General features: G+C 27.7%; 16 protein-coding genes and 1 CRISPR repeat array (1 of these 17 running past the window's edge). Of the genes, 11 read left to right on the top strand and 5 right to left on the bottom strand.

Annotated elements, in window-relative coordinates; all coding sequences use genetic code 11:
- Positions 1-76: 76 nt before the first annotated feature.
- The 5 genes from ilvC (at position 77) to CCANL266_RS00715 (ending at position 5,781) form a co-directional block, all read left to right on the top strand.
- Positions 77-1,096, top strand: coding sequence for a ketol-acid reductoisomerase (ilvC, locus tag CCANL266_RS00735; protein WP_172229994.1), 1,020 nt, complete (start codon positions 77-79; stop codon positions 1,094-1,096).
- Positions 1,096-2,121 carry a divergent polysaccharide deacetylase family protein gene (locus CCANL266_RS00730; RefSeq protein WP_172229991.1) on the top strand — a complete coding sequence of 342 codons (1,026 nt, stop codon included), beginning with the start codon at positions 1,096-1,098 and terminating at the stop codon, positions 2,119-2,121. Before ilvC ends, CCANL266_RS00730 begins: the two co-directional genes overlap by 1 nt.
- Positions 2,108-2,875 carry a DNA-processing protein DprA gene (locus CCANL266_RS00725; protein WP_172229988.1) on the top strand — a complete coding sequence of 256 codons (768 nt, stop codon included), beginning with the start codon at positions 2,108-2,110 and terminating at the stop codon, positions 2,873-2,875. Before CCANL266_RS00730 ends, CCANL266_RS00725 begins: the two co-directional genes overlap by 14 nt.
- Positions 2,872-3,243, top strand: a complete 372-nt coding sequence (gene ruvX / locus CCANL266_RS00720) for a Holliday junction resolvase RuvX (protein WP_172229985.1) — start codon at positions 2,872-2,874, stop codon at positions 3,241-3,243. Before CCANL266_RS00725 ends, ruvX begins: the two co-directional genes overlap by 4 nt.
- Positions 3,244-3,684: 441 nt before the next feature.
- On the top strand, positions 3,685-5,781 hold the full coding sequence (locus tag CCANL266_RS00715) for a TonB-dependent receptor (protein WP_172229982.1): 2,097 nt from the start codon (positions 3,685-3,687) through the stop codon (positions 5,779-5,781).
- A 14-nt stretch (positions 5,782-5,795) separates the two neighbouring features.
- On the opposite strand, the gene CCANL266_RS00710 is transcribed toward CCANL266_RS00715, so the two are convergent.
- A complete protein-coding gene (locus CCANL266_RS00710) occupies positions 5,796-6,848 on the bottom strand; it encodes a cytochrome-c peroxidase (RefSeq protein WP_172234331.1) in 1,053 nt (350 codons plus the stop codon).
- Between the two features lie 98 nt (positions 6,849-6,946).
- Here CCANL266_RS00710 and CCANL266_RS00705 point away from each other — a divergent pair, with 98 nt between their 5' ends.
- The 6 genes from CCANL266_RS00705 to CCANL266_RS00680 all read left to right on the top strand — a co-directional run bounded on the left by CCANL266_RS00705 (position 6,947) and on the right by CCANL266_RS00680 (position 12,236).
- Positions 6,947-7,705: a tetratricopeptide repeat protein gene (locus tag CCANL266_RS00705; RefSeq protein WP_172229979.1), complete on the top strand. Its 759-nt coding sequence runs from the start codon at positions 6,947-6,949 to the stop codon at positions 7,703-7,705.
- Complete coding sequence (locus CCANL266_RS00700) at positions 7,702-8,301, top strand: hypothetical protein (RefSeq protein WP_172229976.1); 600 nt, start codon at positions 7,702-7,704, stop codon at positions 8,299-8,301. The genes CCANL266_RS00705 and CCANL266_RS00700 overlap by 4 nt, the downstream gene beginning before the upstream one ends.
- Positions 8,302-8,373: 72 nt before the next feature.
- On the top strand, positions 8,374-10,827 hold the full coding sequence (locus tag CCANL266_RS00695; RefSeq protein ID WP_172229973.1) for a TonB-dependent receptor plug domain-containing protein: 2,454 nt from the start codon (positions 8,374-8,376) through the stop codon (positions 10,825-10,827).
- A complete protein-coding gene (locus CCANL266_RS00690; RefSeq protein ID WP_172229970.1) occupies positions 10,827-11,264 on the top strand; it encodes a MotA/TolQ/ExbB proton channel family protein in 438 nt (145 codons plus the stop codon). The genes CCANL266_RS00695 and CCANL266_RS00690 overlap by 1 nt, the downstream gene beginning before the upstream one ends.
- Positions 11,257-11,619, top strand: a complete 363-nt coding sequence (locus tag CCANL266_RS00685; RefSeq protein ID WP_172229967.1) for an ExbD/TolR family protein — start codon at positions 11,257-11,259, stop codon at positions 11,617-11,619. Before CCANL266_RS00690 ends, CCANL266_RS00685 begins: the two co-directional genes overlap by 8 nt.
- Entirely contained in the window at positions 11,616-12,236 is a 621-nt protein-coding gene (locus CCANL266_RS00680; RefSeq protein ID WP_172229964.1) for an energy transducer TonB, read from the top strand. The genes CCANL266_RS00685 and CCANL266_RS00680 overlap by 4 nt, the downstream gene beginning before the upstream one ends.
- A gap of 3 nt (positions 12,237-12,239) precedes the next feature.
- On the opposite strand, the gene cas4 is transcribed toward CCANL266_RS00680, so the two are convergent.
- The 4 genes from cas4 to CCANL266_RS00660 are packed head-to-tail and all read right to left on the bottom strand — an operon-like array spanning position 12,240 to position 17,830.
- Complete coding sequence (cas4, locus tag CCANL266_RS00675) at positions 12,240-12,812, bottom strand: CRISPR-associated protein Cas4 (protein ID WP_172229961.1); 573 nt, start codon at positions 12,810-12,812, stop codon at positions 12,240-12,242.
- A gap of 30 nt (positions 12,813-12,842) precedes the next feature.
- Positions 12,843-13,109, bottom strand: a complete 267-nt coding sequence (cas2, locus tag CCANL266_RS00670) for a CRISPR-associated endonuclease Cas2 (protein ID WP_172229958.1) — start codon at positions 13,107-13,109, stop codon at positions 12,843-12,845.
- Complete coding sequence (cas1, locus tag CCANL266_RS00665; protein WP_172229955.1) at positions 13,110-14,063, bottom strand: CRISPR-associated endonuclease Cas1; 954 nt, start codon at positions 14,061-14,063, stop codon at positions 13,110-13,112.
- Complete coding sequence (locus CCANL266_RS00660) at positions 14,057-17,830, bottom strand: HNH endonuclease domain-containing protein (RefSeq protein ID WP_172229952.1); 3,774 nt, start codon at positions 17,828-17,830, stop codon at positions 14,057-14,059. Before CCANL266_RS00660 ends, cas1 begins: the two co-directional genes overlap by 7 nt.
- 302 nt (positions 17,831-18,132) lie before the next feature.
- Positions 18,133-19,258: direct repeats of the CRISPR family, unit length 37 nt; unit sequence CTTTCAAACCTAATTCTAGCAAAACATGGTTTGAAAC; it runs 435 nt beyond the window's last position.

Here is a 19,258-nt window from a genome sequence, read left to right as displayed (position 1 = left end):
CCTTTTTAAGAAATATTTCAAAAATTGTAACCAAAAAAGTTATAATTTAAATTAATCTCAATAAAAAGGAAGAAAAATGGCAGTTAATGTTTATTACGATCGTGATTGTGATTTAAGCTTAATTCAAAAAAAAGTTGTTGCAATAATTGGTTTTGGCTCTCAAGGACACGCACATGCAGAAAATTTAAGAGATAGCGGTGTTAAAGTTGTGATTGGTTTAAGAGAAGGTGCTTCAGCTAATAAAGCTCGTGCTAAAGGTTTTGAAGTTTTAAGCGTAGCAGATGCTAGTAAAAAAGCTGATGTAATTATGATTTTGACACCTGATGAATTTCAAGCAAAAATTTTTAATGAAGAAATAAAAGAAAATCTTAGCGATGGAAAAGCTATTGCTTTTGCACACGGATTTAATGTTCATTACGGACAAATTGCAGCACCAAAAGGTGTAGATGTAATAATGATTGCACCAAAAGCACCAGGTCATACTGTAAGAAACGAGTTTGTAAATGGTGGCGGTGTGCCTGATTTAATCGCAGTAGCACAAAATGCAAGTGGAATAGCAAAAGAATTAGCATTAAGTTATGCGAGTGCTATTGGTGGCGGACGCACTGCTATTATTGAAACTACTTTTAAAGATGAAACTGAAACTGATTTATTTGGCGAACAAGCAGTTTTATGTGGTGGATTAACTGCACTTATTGAGGCTGGTTTTAATACTTTAGTAGAAGCTGGTTATGAGCCTGAAATGGCGTATTTTGAATGCTTGCATGAGATGAAATTAATTGTTGATTTGATGTATCAAGGCGGAATTGCTGATATGAGATATTCTATTTCAAACACTGCTGAATATGGAGATTATGTAACTGGTGAAAAAATAATCACTGAAGAAAGCAAAAAGGCTATGAAAAAGGTATTAAAAGACATTCAAGATGGCACTTTTGCTAAAGATTTTATTTTAGAAAGCCGTGCAAATTATCCTAAAATGAATGCAAGACGCAATATTTCTAAAGCTAGTTTAATTGAGCAAACTGGTGTAAAACTTCGTGCTATGATGCCTTGGATTAAAGCAAATAAAATAATTGACCAAGATAAAAACTAATGGCAAAAAAGAAAAAAACACAAAAAAACAATAAAGCAAAAACCATACTATTTTTTATAAGTATGGTTTTTGTAATTTTATGCGTTGCATCTTTAGGATATTTAATAATAAAGAATGAAAACAAAACACAAAATTTAACACAAAACTTAATACAAAATAAAACACAAAACAAAGTACAAAAAGAAGTAAAAATTCCAACACATTTTGAAGAAACAAAAGAAAAATCTAAAAATCTAAATCAATCCTTTAGCGATATCTTTTCACAAAATAAAGATTATGAAAGCGATGATGAATGTAAAGTTCAAGCACCAACTTGCTTAAATGATGATGAAGAAAAAAAAGAAAAATCTGTTTTTTCTAACACAAATAAAGTAAAACTAGCAATAATAATTGATGATGTAGCAAGCAAAAAAGAAAGTGATGCTATAAAAAATATTATTAACAATGGTAAAATTTTAAACCCTAGTTTTTTTCCAAGTGATAAAAATCACCCGCATACAAAAGACTATGCAAAAGAATTTAAAGAATATTTAATCCATCTTCCATTAGAAGCTATTAAATTTAATAGCCCTGAACTTTTAACGCTAAAAACAAGTGACACATATGAAACAATAGAAAAAAGAATAAAAAATATTAAAAAAGATTTTTCTAATTTGCTTTTTATAAATAACCACACAGGCTCAAAATTCACAAGCGATTTAGCTGCAATGCAAAAGTTATTTAAGGCCTTAAAAAAATATAATTTAATCTTTTTAGATTCAAGAACAAGTGTAAATACAAAAGCTCCTGCTTTAGTAAAAGATAATAATCAATTTTATATTCACAGAGATGTATTTTTAGATAATTCCTTAAAATATGATGATATAAAAAAACAACTTGATTTAGCTGTGCAAACTGCTTTAAAAAAAGGTTTTGCAATAGCAATTGCTCATCCTCATGATATTTCTTTAAAGGTAATAAGTGAATATGATTTTTCTAAGGTTAGGCTAGTTTATATTAGCGATATTTATAATGATTATAGATGAGTTTTTAAAGCTTGAAAAAGCACCTAAAAATATAAATTACAAAGGTAATTTAGAATTATTAAAAATGCCTAAAATAAGCATAGTTGGCTCAAGAAAAATGAGCGTTTATACTAAAAATTGTGTTTTGCTTTTAGCAAAAAAATTAAGCAATATGGGAATGTGTATTGTAAGCGGCGGTGCTATTGGAGTTGATATTTGTGCTGCACAAGCTGCAATGCCTAATACCATTGCAATTTTTGCAAATGGACTTGATAGGATATATCCAAAATCCAATGAAACAACAATAAAAAATATTTACGAAAAGGCACTAGCTTTAAGCGAAAATGAAAATAATCATTCGCCTACAAAATACGATTTTTTAGCTAGAAATCGCTTAGTAGTAGCCTTAAGTGATATTTTAATAATAGCTCAAGCTGATTATAAAAGCGGTTCTTTAAACAGTGCTGTTTGGGCTAGTAAATTAAACAAAGAACTTTTTGTTTTAGCACAAAGGGTTGGTGAAAGCAATGGCACAAACGAACTTATAAAAAACAATAAGGCAAAAATTATTTATGATATTGATGATTTTTGTGAATATATAAAGGATAAATATAATTTATATTTTAATGAAGAAAAAAATCAAGATGAGCTTTTAGAATTTTGTAAAAATGGTGCTAATATTGATGAAGTATTAAACAAATTTGGTGATGTACTTTATGATTATGAGCTTGAAAATAAAGTAGTAATTGATGGGGTTTTAGTAAGAAGTTTATGAATATTTTAGCAATAGATTTAGGACTTAAAAGAATTGGCATTGCACTTTGCTTAAATGGAATTTGTATGCCAAAGGAAGCTGTTTTAAGAAAAAATAGAACTCAAGCAGCAAATCAAATCAAAGAAATAATCAACACATACAAAATTCAAAAAGTTGTAATTGGTGTTGCTATGGGCTATAGCTCTTTTGATGAAATGCAAAAAAGAGCAAAGCATTTTGCAACTTTATTGGAATTTGAAAATATTGTTTTTCACGATGAGAGTTTTACAAGCTTTAATGCTAGTAAAATCATAAATTCTAAAAAAAAGGATGGCAAACAAGATAGCATAGCTGCATTTTTAATGCTTAAGGATTATTTAAATGAATAATTAAAGTTATTATCAATTTTATTTAAGTTTTTTTAGTAATAATTAGCTTTTTTTAAATAAAGGTTAAATATGAAAAAAAGCATTATTATTGCTATGTCTTTGTTATTATAAGCTAATGAATTAAATGTAGGCGAAATTGAAGTTATAGATACAAACTTAAATCATAGCTTTAATTCTTCTTTTTTAAGTACAAAAGAATATAATTTTAAAGATAGCAAAACACAAAGAATAGATGAAAGCATAAAACAAAATTCTAATATTTCTTTTAATCTAAATGATAATATCTCCACAAATGTATCAAGTATAAGCCCTAAAGATTTTAGTATAAACGCTGCAGCTTTTTATCAAAATTCATTCTTAATTAATGGGGCTTCTTTTGATAATATAATAAATCCTTTAGGAGATAAAAACATAAATGCTTTTTCTCTTTGGCAAGCTCCAGTGCTAGGCTCTTTAGCTAGTTCAATTAATACAAGTTTATTAAAAAGCATAGATGTTTATGATAGTAATGTGAGTGCAAAATATGGTAATTTTGAAGGCGGGGTAATTGATGCACAATTAAAAGACCCTAGTAAAAAATTTGCAGCAAGTATTTTTACAAGCTATACTGATGGTAATTTAAGCAAAATAATAATAGATGAAAACAAAAAAAACGATTATGAAAATTCCTTTGGCAAAAATCTTAATAAAAACTTTGTAAAGCAAAATTATAATATCTATTTAGAAAGCAAAATCAATGATAATTATGGATTTTTATTTAATTATTCTAAGAGCATTTCAAAAATAAAAATGCCAACAAAAAAAACAGTTTTAAAAGAAAATTATTTTTATCCTAATCAAAGTAGAAAAAATGAAAATTTTTTATTAAAAGCTTTTCTTGCTTTTGACAATCACATTTTAAAACCTAGCATAATTTATGCTCCTAGCGTTTATACAGGTTTTTTAGAAGGGGTAATTGATTCTAATCTAAAAGCAAAATTTGGCGGTATAATTAGCAATCTTGAGTTATTTAGCGAATATGATAATTTTTCATTAAGCCATAGTTTATCTTATAGTCTTTTAGAAAATGCAAGATATTTTGATAAAAACATAAAAATTGCTTTTTTTACAAATGATGTTGCAAATTGGGGTACAAGAATATATTCTAGTAAAGGTGGATATTCTGATATTAAAGAAAGTACAAAAGAATTAAATTACAAGCTAGATTTTGAAAGTGCTTATATTTTAAAAAATTTAGAGCATAATCTTATTGCAGGCTTGCAAATAAAATATAAAAAAGCAAGTTATAATGCGCTTAAAGAATTAAGAGAATATTATAACCCTAAAATTATAGCTAATGATTATACTTGTAAAAGCGATGATATGTTTTGCCTAATGGGCGATGTAACTGACAGGCAAGGCAATAAAGCTAAAGGGCAATATGTAGCAGGGCTAACCTTTACTCCTATATTTAAAGAAAGCATTAGTGCTAATGATTTTGATTTTTACTTAGAAGATGAAATAAAATATAAAAGATTAAACTTAAGGCTAGGCGCTAGAGCTAGTTATGATGCTTTAATAAACAAATTCAACATAGCTCCAAGAACAGTGGCTGAATTTGATATTCTAAAAGATGAAAGTAATTTTTTAGGCGCTGGGTATAATAGATATTATGGAAAAAGTTTTTTTGCATACAAATTATATGATGCAATCTACTCACGCACTCAATTTTTTAGTAGAAATTCTCCAGATGAAGATTTTAAAGCAACAGGCTTTGTAAAGGATAGATATAATTTTAAAGACTTAAAACGACCATACAATGATGAATTTAGTATTTTTTACAGAGCGCAAATTAATAATATTAATTTAGCTTTTAAATATATAAAAAGACTTGCAAAAAATCAAGTTGTATTAAGCGATAAAGAAAGTTTAGCTTTAGATGATTTAAATGATGAAAGACTAACATCAAATTATAAAGTTTATACAAATTATGGAAAGAGTAAGGCTGATATTTTTTCTTTTGATATTGCAAATATAAATAGCATTAAACTATTAAATCTCCTAAACGACTTTAGTTTAAGCGCTAGTTATACAAATAAAAAATCCAATTTTAAAGATTATAAAAGCGATGAAAGGCAAAGAAATACAAAGGTAAAATACAATAATCAAATAATCTTATCAAAAGACTTGCCTATTATTGATTATTACGATAAATGCAAGATTGTTTTTATGCACAATTTAAAACTTATGCAGTATGATTTAAATTTTACTAATTTATTAACTTTTATACCTAACAAAAAAGCCTTAATTAGTACTTACAATAAAATAGAAGCTATAAAAGAATATGAGCTTATTAAGCTAAATGATTATTTTACTTGGGATATTAATATTTCATATAAACATAAAATTAAAAATAATATAGAATTTTTTAGCAATATTAATATTGAAAATTTATTAAATACAAAAAATAAAATCAATGCGAGCAAAGTAAATAATCAACTTTCTTACGATTATGCTATGGGTAGAAATATAATGTTTGAATTTGGGCTTAATTATTAATTTTATTTTTAAAACTAATAATCAAGTCTTGGGCGTATTGTTTCATCGCTTGAAGCTGGTAATTCTGGATAAACAATCTGTGGCATTTTACCGCTAAGTGATTTTAAAAAGGCAATTATGTCTTTTATTTCTTCTTCGCTTAATTCAATAGCTAGTTGAATTCTAGCCATAGATTCAACTGCTTCTACTAAAGTCCATACACTGCCATTATGAAAATAAGGTGCTGTTTTTGCTACATTTCTTAGCGATGGAACCTTTACTCTATTGTTTTCATTGCCTCTAAAATCTCCATAATTTACATATTGGTATCTATTAAAGCCAAAACCTCTAAAAGCTCCGCCAATATTTATCCCATTATGGCACATCACACAACCTTTGTTTATAAATAATTTTAAACCTTGCTTTTGCGTACTCGTTAAAGCATTTATATCGCCTTCTAAAAATTCATCAAAGCTTGATGGCGTAATTAAAGTTCGCTCAAATATACCAATACTTGCTGCTATTAAATCAAAATCAATATCTATATCATTTGAATAAGCCTTTTTAAACTCATCTACATATTCAGGTATGCTTTTAATTTTAGCTACTAAATCATCACTACTAGATGCCATTTCTACATTAGCTTGTAATGGACCTTTTGCTTGTTCTTTTAAATGATTTATACGACCATCCCAAAATTGCCTAGCATTAAATACAGCATTATAAACGCTTGGAGCATTTAGATGCGATGAATTTGCTTGCCATTTATGTCCTGTACTAGCACCAATTCCATCAACTCCGCCTAAGGCTAAATTATGGCAGGTATTGCAAGATATTATTCCACTTCTTGAAAGTCTTGGGTCAAAGAAAAGTTTTTTTCCTAATTGTATTCTTTTATCTGTTGTTGGGTATTTTTCATAATCAGGACTAATATTCTTAATTAACTCTTCTAACTCATATTTATTGCTAGGAATTGGAACAAGATTTAATAGCTTTGCTGATTTTATTAATTCTTCATCGCTTAGATTAAAAATATTTTCTCTTATCTTTGCTATATTTATTTCATCAGTTATTAAAGCAAAAAACATACAAAATACTAAAATAATTTTTCTCAAAATAATTTCCTTATTTTTTATAATGATATTAATAATTATTTATTAATATTTAAAATAAAAAAGTGGTAAATATGAAAAAGTTAATATTTTTTTTATTTTATGTTTATTTATTAGCAAGTAACGACATAGCTAAGGATTGTTATAAACAAAATTCTGTTTGTTTGCAATTGGCAAAACAACTGTTAGAAAATAGCAATAAAGAAGAAAATTTATTAAAAGCAAGAGAATATTTGCAAATTGCTTGCAATAAAAATAATGCTCAAGCTTGCCATAATTTAAGCTTGACATATTTTAATGCAATGATGGTTTTTAAAGACCCAGTCTTGGCAAAAAAATATGCTAAAAAGGCTTGTAAATTAGGAAAATTAAACAGTTGTTATAATATTGCAAATATTTACAAATACGCTCTTGCTAATACAAAACAAAATTTTCAAAAAGCTAGTAAATATTATGATTATTCTTGCAAAAAAGGCTTTTACGCTTCTTGTTATGAACTTGCTACTATGTGGCAGTTTGATATGCAAAATAGTGATTTTCAACAAATTATTTCATATCACAAACTAGCTTGTACCAACAATTACGCTGCATCTTGTTATCATTTAGCTTATTTTTATTATTTTAAAAAATACAATTTAAATGATTTATCCTTAGCCTTTAAGTATTTTTTAAAAGCTTGTAAATTAAATCATAATATCGCTTGTGCTATGAGTGCAAGTATTTATGAAAGGCAAAAAAATCTGCAAAAAGCAAAAGAATTTTATAAAAAAGCTTGTAAATTGCGAGTATTTACATCTTGTAATAACTACGATAGATTAAAGGCAAAAAAATGAAGAAAATAATATTATCTTTATGTTTTATTTTGAACATAAATGCTTATGATTTTGGCTTAAAAATAAATGAATTTAATAGTAGTGAAGTAGAAGCTTTTTTTAATTACGAATATGCAAAAGCTAAGCCATACAACTGTAATTTACGCTCTTTATTCTTACCAAATAATCAAAAAGGTCGTATCTTTAAAAAAATGTTTAAGGAAGAAAATGCTTATAAAAATTTAAGAAGTATTGCCTGTGTGATAAGAAATGAAAATTATTTTTTATGGCTTATGTTTCAAAACAATACTTTAAAACAAATAAAATATGAAATAAACAAAGATTACAATATTCTTAAACAAGAAATTGCAAAAAAATATACACTAATAAAAGAGAGTTCAATATCTTTGCAAGATTATTATATGGATAATTACGATGAATTTGATATTGATGAAAATACTAATTGTCTTACAAATTATTGTAAAAAATTTAGTATTTTTAAATATGAAAACAATATTGAATTAGTATTAATTGATACATATTTTAATAAAATCAAAAAATCTAGCATAATCATAAGAGATAAAAATTTGCAAAGACTTTATAAAAAAAATAATTAATATTTATTTAATTTTAAAGTGATTTTAATTTTCATTACATTATAATATCATATTAATTATTTTGGAGTATTAATGAAAAAAAGCTTAATTTTTATTCTCTTATCAAAGTACTTACTTGCACAGATTAATGTGGGAGAAATTGAAGTATTTAATACAAATTCTACTCCGATAATTGAAAATAATATTTACAATAAAGAATTTTTAAACAATATAACAAACGCAAATAAAGACATAAGTTCAATTTTAAAATATAATCCAAATGTTAGTTTTGATGTAAGCAATAATTCAAGCTTTGATGGCGCAAACATAAAACCTGATAACATAAGCATAAACGGAAGCCTTTTTTATCAAAATAATTTTACTCTTGATGGTATTAGTATTACAAACGATATTGACCCAGCTGGTTCAAATACTGCCCTAGATGATAAAGGACAATTTAGCACCCCATCACAAGGGATTTTTTTAAATACAAATATTCTTGATAATATAGAGCTTTTAGATAGTTTTATCCCTGCTAGATACGGTAATTTTACAGGCGGGATCATTAATAGTAAAACAAAAAATCCTAGTAAAGATTTTAGCGGATATATTAATTTTGGTTTTACATCTAGCAAATTAACTAAAACCTTATACCCTGATTGTGATTATAGCGATAAATCTTGCCAAGCAAGAATTTCTACTTATGAAAACGACTTATCAAACACAAGTTCAAAGACATGGCAAAAATATAATAGCAATTTTGCTTTATCTGGAAAATTTAATGAAAAATTGGGAATTTTATTTAATTTTTCAGATTTAAGAAGTATTAAAACAAAGCCTAGCAATACTTTTAATAAAAATACATATAAAATTAAAAATATTAATCAAAATCTTTTATTAAAATTAAACTACATAACTAATAATGATTATATATTAACACCTAGCATTTTTTACGCACCAAGCTTTGAACAATACAATGCAAGTGATAATAAAAATGGTTACTATGAATTAAATCAAAACAATTTAATTTCTAAAATTAACTTGTTTTACTCAAATGATATCTTTGAATTAGATTCAAACATATCTTATTCTAAGCTTAATTATAATAGAAAATCTGATACTAGCATTATGAAAATATGGCAAAGCTCTAATATAAATAATTGGAGTAATTCTAAAATAGCAAAAGAAGGTTCAACTACTAAAGTAAATAAGGAGCAAAATACCCTATCGCTAGATTTTGATTTTAAATATTTTTTTGATAACAACACTTTAAACAGCGGTTTTGTATTTGATAAAACCAGCATTAAACATCAAATAGACCCAAGTGCTGCAATTTATGCAAGAGCTACAAAATTAACGGGTGATTGTTTAGCTAATGATGAAGCTTGTTTAAAGGATAATTCTTTTAATAATAGCGGTCAGTTTTTATCTACCTTGCTAAAATATGATGGCACATTGCATAAAATAAGACAAAATTATTATGCTTTTTATTTAGAAGATGAGTTTAATTACAATGATTTTACTTTTAGATTTGGTGCTAGAGCTGATTATAATGATTTATATAATAATTTTAATCTAGCCCCTAGAATTAAAGCAAGTTATGAATTTAACGATGATAGTAAAATAAAACTTGGCTATGCAAGATATTATGGAAGAATGCCTTATGCTTATATTTTAAATTCTATGATTTCCTCATCAAATCAAACATACACAAGAAAAACAGCTCAAGATTCTTGGAAACTAATAGCGGATTTTAAAGAAGCTAAAATGAGTAATAAAAAATTAAAAACTCCTTATGATGATGAAATAGCGTTTTTATATCATCAAAAAATATCTAATTTTAATTTTGACTTTAAATATGTTTTTAGAAATTCAAAAGAGCAAATAATGACAGCAAAGTCAAAAAGATTAGGAATAATTGAAGCTGATGGAAAGGAAAAAACATATTATGCAAATATTGGCAAAATTAAAAATCATAATTTTAGTTTAACCTTAGCAAATGCAAATAATATTGATATTTTTGGTATCAAAAATGATTTTGCCCTAATAGCAAATTACACAATACATAAAAAAAATATACAAGATTACACAACCGACCTTTTTAGCTTACTTGATAGCAGCACAATGCCTGATAAAAATGGAAGGGTATATGATAAAGAAAATATTATGTGGGAAGGAAAAGTTATAAAAATAGAAAATAAGCCTATATTAAACTTTTCTAAACCTTGGACTTTAAGACTTGCTACAACTCATAAATACAATAATTTTACGCTAGTAAATTTTATTCATTATGAAGCAGGTTTTGATTATGAAAACTCATATGATTATATTTTAAACGATACAACAAAGATGAAAGCTTATGAAGTTACACATCAAAAATCTAGCATTTTATACGACCTAAAGTTTAAATACGAACAAAAAATTAAAAAAGTTGATACTTATGCAAGTATTGATATAACAAATGTATTTAACACAAAAAGGCCTCAAGGAAAATATAGTGTTTTACAAGGAAGAGCGTTTTATTTTGAAATAGGAGCGAATTTTTAATGTTTGAATTATTACATTTAGAATACGAGGTTGATATTATAGTTTTTTCTATTTTAGCTATTATGAACGCTTTAAGCATTGCTGTAATGCTTGAAAGAGTTGTTTTTTATTGTTTTTTTAAATACGAAAATTATAAAAGTTTAGAAGAATTTGAACTAAGCACTAGTAAAAATCTTATTATTCTTTCAATAATAGCTCAAAATGCCCCATATATTGGTTTATTAGGAACTGTTTTTGGCATTATGATGGGATTTAATAATATTGATGATACTCAAAAAATAATAAGTACATTAAGTGCTGCTTTAAAGGCTACTGCGGGCGGACTTGTGGTTGCAATAATTGCATTAGTTTTATTTAATATTTTTGATAGATGTAACGCAAAGCTTTATGTAAAATATAAAAAAATAAATAATCTTTTAAGTAAAGCAAATGAATAAGCCAACCTTAAATATAATCCCACTAATTGATGTAATGCTAGTAATTATAATAATAACTCTTAGCGTACAAAGTTTTGTAAAATACAAAGCCATTGATGTAAGTCCACCTATTAGCAAAAGCGAAATTAAAGCAAATACAGATGCAAATGTTTTAATAATAAATAAATTAGGAGAGCTAAAATATAACGAAAATACAATTTTACTTGATGAATTAATAAATCTTTTAAATAAAAATGAAAAGCTTAATATTATCTGCGATGAAGAAACATTTTTTAAAGACTTCATAAAAGTAATTCAAATACTAAAAGATAACAATATAAATAATTACTCAATTATTACAAGGCTTGAAAAATGAGATTTACTATAATTTTTATAATAGTTTTTTGTTTACAACTTTATGCTGTGCTAAATATTAAACTTGATAAAAAAGAAGAATTAAGTAAGCAAAATGCAATCAATATGAATGCTGGTAATTTTAGCTTTATAAAACCCGAACCCATAGTAGAAGAAGTAGTAAAAAAAATACCTCAAGATGAAGGTATTAAAAAAGAAATAAAGCCCAAAAAAATAGTAAAAAAACATACTAAAAAAGTACAAAATATAAGTAAAACTGAAGCAAAATCACAACCAACAGATTTAGGAAATAACAACATTACAAAGCCTAGTCCGACAAACGGTGAAAATATAACAAACAACGCAAGTAATGGTAATAACAATCAGCAATTAGCAATGCAAATTAATGCTCTTTTAAATAAGTATAAAAAATATCCTAAAAAAGCAAAATTGCTAAATATTCAAGGAAAAGTTGCTGGGAATTTCATTGTGAGTAAAGATGGTTTAAGCATAAACATAACCGAATGTCCGCATGAAATATTTATGAAAGAAACAAAACAAACAATAAAAAAAATAAAAAACAAAATACCAAAACAAGCGCATAATATAAAAATCTCTTTTGTTATTAATTATAAATAAAATTCACTCCCTATCATCACAATAATTAAAAAATTCGCACTGATTACAAGCGTTAAGGCTGGCACTGCTGTTTGGAAAAACTCCGTTATCTAAAAGATTTTTCATATCTTTTATAATCTTATTAAGCCTAGCAAAATCATCTGGAAAAACCTTAAAAACCTTATGCTTTAGATGATTTGATGAGCATAAAATCATTCTTACACAAGGTTTAGCGTAAGTTTTACTAGCCATTTTTGCGTATGCGAGTAGCTGCATTTTTGCCCCATTGCTAAGGTTTAGATTATCGCTATGTTTAAACTCCAGCACCACCACTTCGTTCTCTCCAACAAAAAGCATATCGCAAACCCCACAAAGCTCATCATCTTCTAAATATTGATTTTTATAGGCTTTATATTCGCTTAAGCCAAACTTAGCAAATGTGCGACTTTTAAAAAGCTCATCTTGAATTACATGAAATTCATTACCAAAATCCACATGTTTAGGATACTTTGGCGTAATATCACAAAAATTATAAAAATAAAATATCCTAGGACAAAAAACAAACTGCCTAATCAAACTAGCCTTTAAAAGTTCCATAAAAATCCTATTTAAATTCCGCAAACATATTTATACAAAATCAAACTCCACTTGCTCTAAATCAGCCTTTTTATATCCGTGCGTATCATTTAAATCTATCTTGCATCTACATAAAAACGCCTTGTCTTCATCACCACAAAGCTTTTTAAAAAGTTCCTTTACCACCTTTATCTCACTTTTGCTAAGCTCTCCATAAAAAACTGATTTTTGGATATTTAAAAGCCCTAAATCTTTTAATTCTTCAAAAAGTTTTGTTCTATTTTTTGTATTTTCAATATCATAACTTACAAGATACATTTACCACCTAAACACATAAGAATGATAATTATTAGCACCACACAAAAAACCACTAAGCTTATAAACTTGCCTTTGCATAATACTTTCTAGGCTTAGTTTGGAGTGATTGTAGTTTAGTTTTTTACTTAAAGAATTTATGATTTGTTGTGCTATGAATTTTTTATGCTCGGCAAAATCGCCTTTTAGACGATTGCTTAATTTGATTACATTTCTATCTACTACAAAGCTTCTATACTCTTCCATGATATCTAAAACTAGCGATGGTTTAGCACTTCTTAGGCTATGAAGCACCCCAAAATAAGGATTAAGTCCAGCGTTTATCACGCATTTATAAATGTGATTTTGAAGTATCGCATAACCATAGTTTAAGGCTTTGTTTATATTATCTTCTGCAAATCTGCCCGTGCGATTTATAAATTCATCGCCTAAAAGTTCACACTCGCTAAGATATTTAAAATACATAGCCGCAGCACTTCCTTCTATACCAAAAATCTCATCTTTGCTAAGCTTAAATTTTTTAAGTTCTCCTATTAAAAGCGAGAGTTTGTTTGAGATGAGTTTAGCTTTTTCTTGGTTTTTATGTCTTGAAAAGTATAAAATCGTAGAGCGTTGATTTTTGATTTTACCTATAATTAGCTCTTTTGCTAAGGCTAGGTCTTTTCCGTTTTGCTCGCTTAAAATCTGATGTTTTATCACATTTACGCTTTTATGTTCGTGCAAAGTATGTAGGGCTAAATGAGATTTAAAGTCGTTAAAAAATATCTTAACTCCACGCATCCCACAAGCGTAGGCTAAATCACTACTTAGCCCTACTCCACGAGATTTTATGCTTATGGTTTTTAGGTTTTTAAGTGGGTATTCTTTTAATAAAACTCCATCTTTTTTGACTATTAATCTTGCTGATTTTAACCCTAAATACACCCCGTAGCTATCCACTACTAGATGTTTTAGCATATATTATCTTTCATAATCTCTCTATTTGCTTTTGAAGTCCTATCTGCTGAGTAGCTAAAACCCAAAACACTAAAATTATCACAAATAATACTAGCTTTATAATCCCTTGGCTTACCTAAAAACTCTGCGAATTCGCTTATTAAGCACTCATTACAAAACTTTACCCATTCTTCGTTTTTTAAACTCAAATCACCCTTAAAAATATTTAAATCATAGCCTAATTTAACCTTATCAAAATATACTTTAACAGTATGCCTATCAGCTTGACTCACTTCATACTCAAGTTTAATTATCTTTTGCGGTAAGTCTTTAGTAATGCTAAGTTTATAAATCTCAGCAGCGTTATCGCTAAGCGATAAAATCTTAATAATATCCTCTATCTTGCAAGGTAAAACATTCTTGGTGTAATATTTTATACCCACTATTTTATCTTTATCAAAATAATTTTTAGTAGCGATATTTTCATTTGCTAAACCCTCATAACCCGTATTTCTACGCACTACAAAATTAGCCCCACCAGCCACACTTAGCGAGTATGTAACACGGCGTTTATCTCTAGCTCTTTTTATATTTTTTTGATTGCCTGTATAAAAACTATCTATATAAAGTTTTTGGATTTTTTCTACTTCACTTTTATCTTTTACACCATTTTTTACTAGGATTTCATAGAATTTTTCTATATTCGCACCCTTATCTTTTGGCTTGATTAATTCTTTGTTTTTAGCATCAAAAAATATATCCAAAATATCTTTTCTCACACTTGATACCAAAAATTTATCCAAAAATTTGATTTTTTCTAGCGTTTTTATATCTTTTGCCTTAAAACTTGCAAAGATTAAATCGAAAACCTTTTTGGTATTTATATGCACTTTCACTGATTTAAGTTTTTTAACCTCCATTAATAAATCAAGCTCTTTTAAAATACTTACATGCTCATCACTCAAACTTTCAGCTTTTTCATATCTAAGCGAATAAATCGTATCCTTAAAAAGCTGTTTTCTTGAGATTTCTTTTTGTTCTAGCTCTAAATATACCTTACTTTTTGGGCTTTTCATAATGCTTTCTTGTAGATAAATCTCATTAAAATCATATTTTGGCTCAAATTTATTTGATATATCGTTTATAATGGTAGTTTTACTATCTTTTGCAGCATTTGCTATATAAAACACCACACTAGCATCTATACAATGGCTATGACTTTGCTGTTTTTCTTCCTTTTTTAACTCTGGTAAATTCTTGCTTAGCTCATGTCTTATAGCACTTGTTAGCCTACTATCTACGAATTTTACATAAATATTTAAATCTTTATTTTTAGCTAGTGCCTTTTGAACTATTAGTTTAGCAAGGCGTTTTTGAGTGCCGTTGGTTGTGGTTTTTAATTTATCTTGTTTTAATAATTCTAAGGCTTTAGTATAAAAGCTCTCATCAGGCATAAAAAGTGCGTGTCTAAAGGCGATTTGCTCATAGTATTTTAGGTTTTTGTAGTTTGTATAATCATCTGGGTTTATTTTGCTTAAAGTATCATTTATAAAGGCTTTAAACTCTTTTTCATTGCTTACTTTACATTGTTTATAAAGATTGTTTTTATAATTTTCATGCAAAGCATCAAACATCATATAAGCATCTTTTTTCCTAAGATTTTCGTATGATTTTACAGGTATTAAATTCGCTTCTGAATTATATTCACATTTACTTCTTGGTAAGATATGATCATATTCAGCATTATTTAGATTTAGCTTTTCCCCACTATAAGGGCATATCACAAAATGCTCTTTTGGTTTTCTTTTAGTAAGCTTAAGCTTTTCTGCCGCTGTTTCAAAATTAAAGGCATTTTGCTCTATATTTACGTGAAGTTCTTTTGATTTGCTTAAGTCTATATCCTTTACAATCTCATAAGCAAGCCTATCAATATACATCTCCACCTTACCATTTATAAGCCTTGCGCTATCAGAGCCAAATACCGAACACATAGCTTTCTCGCCACTTGTTCTTAACAAGCTTTGTAATGAATGCTCCTTGCAAAGCTTGTTAAACCCCTTAGTATCATCTAAGATTATGTTTGTAGTCTGAAGTAGCTGATTTATCATAGTTTTTAACTTATCGCTTTTAGCTACATTTTTAAATATCTCTTGGCTTGTTATTAGCTCGTAGGCTTTTTCATATTGCTCTAAAATCTTTTTTAACTCTTTATCATTTGTGGTTTTATTTTCTAGCAACGCCTTTTCATCTTCCAAGGCTTTATAAAAGGCGTTTTGATAAGCCTTAGCCGTTTTACTAAGATGAGTTAAAAAGCCCTTTAAAGTAGTATTGCCTTTAATTTTATTTGCTTTATTGTTTATAAACTCTACGAATGTATTTACATCATCTTCGCTAAATCCACTAGGTTTAGCCCACAAAATACTAAGATGAGTATGTTTAAGATTGTTTTTATATGGAGTATGGCAGCCACAAGGTTTTAAAAGTTTGTTTGACAATACTCCCTTTTTAGCCAAAAGCAATTCATCATAATATTTGTTTGCAAAGTCTTGTAAGGTATCAAAATCGCTATCATTTAAACATATCGTATCTTTAAAATATTTAGCGTATTTATAAAACCCCCTAGGATAAAGCTTAATATCTTCTAAATATCCTTTAGATATATCTAAAAATCTTTGAAAAACTACTTTTAATTCATTTTCATCAAGTGCATTATATTCTTTGATAACGCCATTTTCATCCATAGTAAGGCTTGAAAAATTTGGATTTTCTAGGATATGTTTTAAGCAAGTTTTTAGACTTTTGCTAAGATTATCTTTTAAGATTAAGACATTACAAGTTTGCAAAGATTTATTATTCATTCTCTCATATGGTGGAATGCTTGTTTTTGGGTCGTTTTTGCATAGATATTCATAGCTTGAGTTTTTTAGATTTTCTAGCATTATGCGTTTATTTTCTAGCTCGGTTTTGCCTTGATAGCTAAGAAAATTTATATTTTTTATGCTTTGTAGTCTTAGCTTTTCATCATCAAAATTATCATCAAATTTATTATTAAAATACCTTCTTAAAACCCTTGTTTGATAGTTTGAAATATTGCCGATAATGTTAGCAAACTCATTAACGCTTATGTTAAGCTTTGAAATTACGCTTTTAAATTCCACACCTTGACAAAGCTCTTTTATATCTTTTAGGTATCTTTCTCTATGCTTATTGTTTTTAAGCATTTCATTTCTTAAAGCTTCAAACATTTGTAAAATTGATTTTTTATCAGCTATCTTATAAATATCTTTGTCATTTTCATCTTTTTGAGTTATCAACGCTACTTGTTTAGCCAAAAACTCGCAAAACTCATCTATGTCATATTCATTAGCAATCTCAGAAAGCCTTAACTCATAATCGTTTTTACTAACGCAGTTTTTAAACTCATAAGCATCAATTTCGTTTAAAATCTCCAAACTCTCATCACTCAAATCATTTTCAAATTCTATATTTATATAATTAAACCCACGATTTTTAAGCAATCCGTATAATAACTCGTATTCAGCTTGACTTAAATCTTGCTTTTTAAGTTTTTTGATTATTTCATCTAAAAGCCTTCTAGCTAGTCTTGTTCTTTTAAAACCTCTTCTTTGATGTCTTTTCTTGGTTCTATCTTTTTTTAAAAAATTTATAGAAGATGGTTCAAAGATATAATTCGTAGCAGTTTTATCTATAATCTTGCCATCTTTTGTATGAGCTAAAAACACCCCATTATTTTTCGCTCCCATATCTATACTAATGTGAGTTTTCATGATTTCTCCTAAATTTATGTTTTAATGGAATTTTATTTAGCAAAGATTAACTAATAAGATTTATCGGGGTGGCTAAGCCAGTTGCCCGATATTTTACCAACCTTGTGGTGATTTCAAACTCTTAAATATTTTGCTAGAATTAGGTTTGAGTTGATATATTAGGCTAAAATTCTTAACCATAAGCTTAAATTTTTCTTATTTTTCCACAAAACGGCTGTTTTTTGCCGAAATTTTCAAAGTGGAAAAATAAGCAAACTTTAAGTTAGCTCAAATCCTTACAAGCTAGACAAGTTTATCTAGCTCTTTCAAACCTAATTCTAGCAAAACATGGTTTGAAACCAAGCATTCACGCTGGTCTTGAATGCGGAGTTTTAATCTTTCAAACCTAATTCTAGCAAAACATGGTTTGAAACCAAACAGCTAAAGAAGTAGTCTCTATAATTGGCTACTTTCAAACCTAATTCTAGCAAAACATGGTTTGAAACACACAAACAAACATTGCCTTGTCTTCTTTGATATTGCTTTCAAACCTAATTCTAGCAAAACATGGTTTGAAACGACAGAATTATTGTTGGCGAAACTAGAAGTAAAGAACTTTCAAACCTAATTCTAGCAAAACATGGTTTGAAACATATCTTTTTTAATATTAATTTGTTTATTAATAGCTCTTTCAAACCTAATTCTAGCAAAACATGGTTTGAAACTTTATAGGATTAGGAATGCCACCACCAATAGCTTTCTTTCAAACCTAATTCTAGCAAAACATGGTTTGAAACGATTTGCTAACTACAAGAGACTTATGTTCCTTGTTCTTTCAAACCTAATTCTAGCAAAACATGGTTTGAAACTAAAGTCGCTGCAAAAATTAACAAGATTAAATCTTGCTTTCAAACCTAATTCTAGCAAAACATGGTTTGAAACGTTGTGGTAATAGATAAACCACTTGAAGAAAGGATGCTTTCAAACCTAATTCTAGCAAAACATGGTTTGAAACTTAAAAATATTTTTCCAAAAAGTTATGTAAGCACTTACTTTCAAACCTAATTCTAGCAAAACATGGTTTGAAACTACAAAAAAAGCTTACCAAAATTTTTAAAAGAAAACCTTTCAAACCTAATTCTAGCAAAACATGGTTTGAAACTCAAGCTCTAGCACACCACCAGCCACGATTTGCTGCTTTCAAACCTAATTCTAGCAAAACATGGTTTGAAACAAAGATTGGGGTTTTGAAGACAGTCAGAATGCTCGCTTTCAAACCTAATTCTAGCAAAACATGGTTTGAAACAATACTTTAAATGCTGATTTCTCTAATGAAGAATTCTTTCAAACCTAATTCTAGCAAAACATGGTTTGAAACGTTGTGGTAATAGATAAACCACTTGAAGAAAGGATGCTTTCAAACCTAATTCTAGCAAAACATGGTTTGAA

The sequence above is a fragment of the Campylobacter canadensis genome (assembly GCF_013177655.1).
Taxonomy (GTDB): Bacteria; Campylobacterota; Campylobacteria; order Campylobacterales; family Campylobacteraceae; genus Campylobacter_E; species Campylobacter_E canadensis.
This window is presented reverse-complemented; position numbering and strand designations above follow the sequence as displayed.

What these genes read in the sequence shown, in the direction of transcription:
- ilvC (WP_172229994.1), top strand. Translation starts at nt 77, where the DNA reads ATGGCAGTTAATGTTTATTACGATCGTGATTGTGATTTAAGCTTAATT.
- CCANL266_RS00730 (WP_172229991.1), top strand. Translation starts at nt 1,096, where the DNA reads ATGGCAAAAAAGAAAAAAACACAAAAAAACAATAAAGCAAAAACCATA.
- CCANL266_RS00725 (WP_172229988.1), top strand. Translation starts at nt 2,108, where the DNA reads ATGATTATAGATGAGTTTTTAAAGCTTGAAAAAGCACCTAAAAATATA.
- ruvX (WP_172229985.1), top strand. Translation starts at nt 2,872, where the DNA reads ATGAATATTTTAGCAATAGATTTAGGACTTAAAAGAATTGGCATTGCA.
- CCANL266_RS00710 (WP_172234331.1), bottom strand. Translation starts at nt 6,848, where the DNA reads ATGTTTTTTGCTTTAATAACTGATGAAATAAATATAGCAAAGATAAGA.
- CCANL266_RS00705 (WP_172229979.1), top strand. Translation starts at nt 6,947, where the DNA reads ATGAAAAAGTTAATATTTTTTTTATTTTATGTTTATTTATTAGCAAGT.
- CCANL266_RS00700 (WP_172229976.1), top strand. Translation starts at nt 7,702, where the DNA reads ATGAAGAAAATAATATTATCTTTATGTTTTATTTTGAACATAAATGCT.
- CCANL266_RS00695 (WP_172229973.1), top strand. Translation starts at nt 8,374, where the DNA reads ATGAAAAAAAGCTTAATTTTTATTCTCTTATCAAAGTACTTACTTGCA.
- CCANL266_RS00690 (WP_172229970.1), top strand. Translation starts at nt 10,827, where the DNA reads ATGTTTGAATTATTACATTTAGAATACGAGGTTGATATTATAGTTTTT.
- CCANL266_RS00685 (WP_172229967.1), top strand. Translation starts at nt 11,257, where the DNA reads ATGAATAAGCCAACCTTAAATATAATCCCACTAATTGATGTAATGCTA.
- CCANL266_RS00680 (WP_172229964.1), top strand. Translation starts at nt 11,616, where the DNA reads ATGAGATTTACTATAATTTTTATAATAGTTTTTTGTTTACAACTTTAT.
- cas4 (WP_172229961.1), bottom strand. Translation starts at nt 12,812, where the DNA reads ATGGAACTTTTAAAGGCTAGTTTGATTAGGCAGTTTGTTTTTTGTCCT.
- cas2 (WP_172229958.1), bottom strand. Translation starts at nt 13,109, where the DNA reads ATGTATCTTGTAAGTTATGATATTGAAAATACAAAAAATAGAACAAAA.
- cas1 (WP_172229955.1), bottom strand. Translation starts at nt 14,063, where the DNA reads ATGCTAAAACATCTAGTAGTGGATAGCTACGGGGTGTATTTAGGGTTA.
- CCANL266_RS00660 (WP_172229952.1), bottom strand. Translation starts at nt 17,830, where the DNA reads ATGAAAACTCACATTAGTATAGATATGGGAGCGAAAAATAATGGGGTG.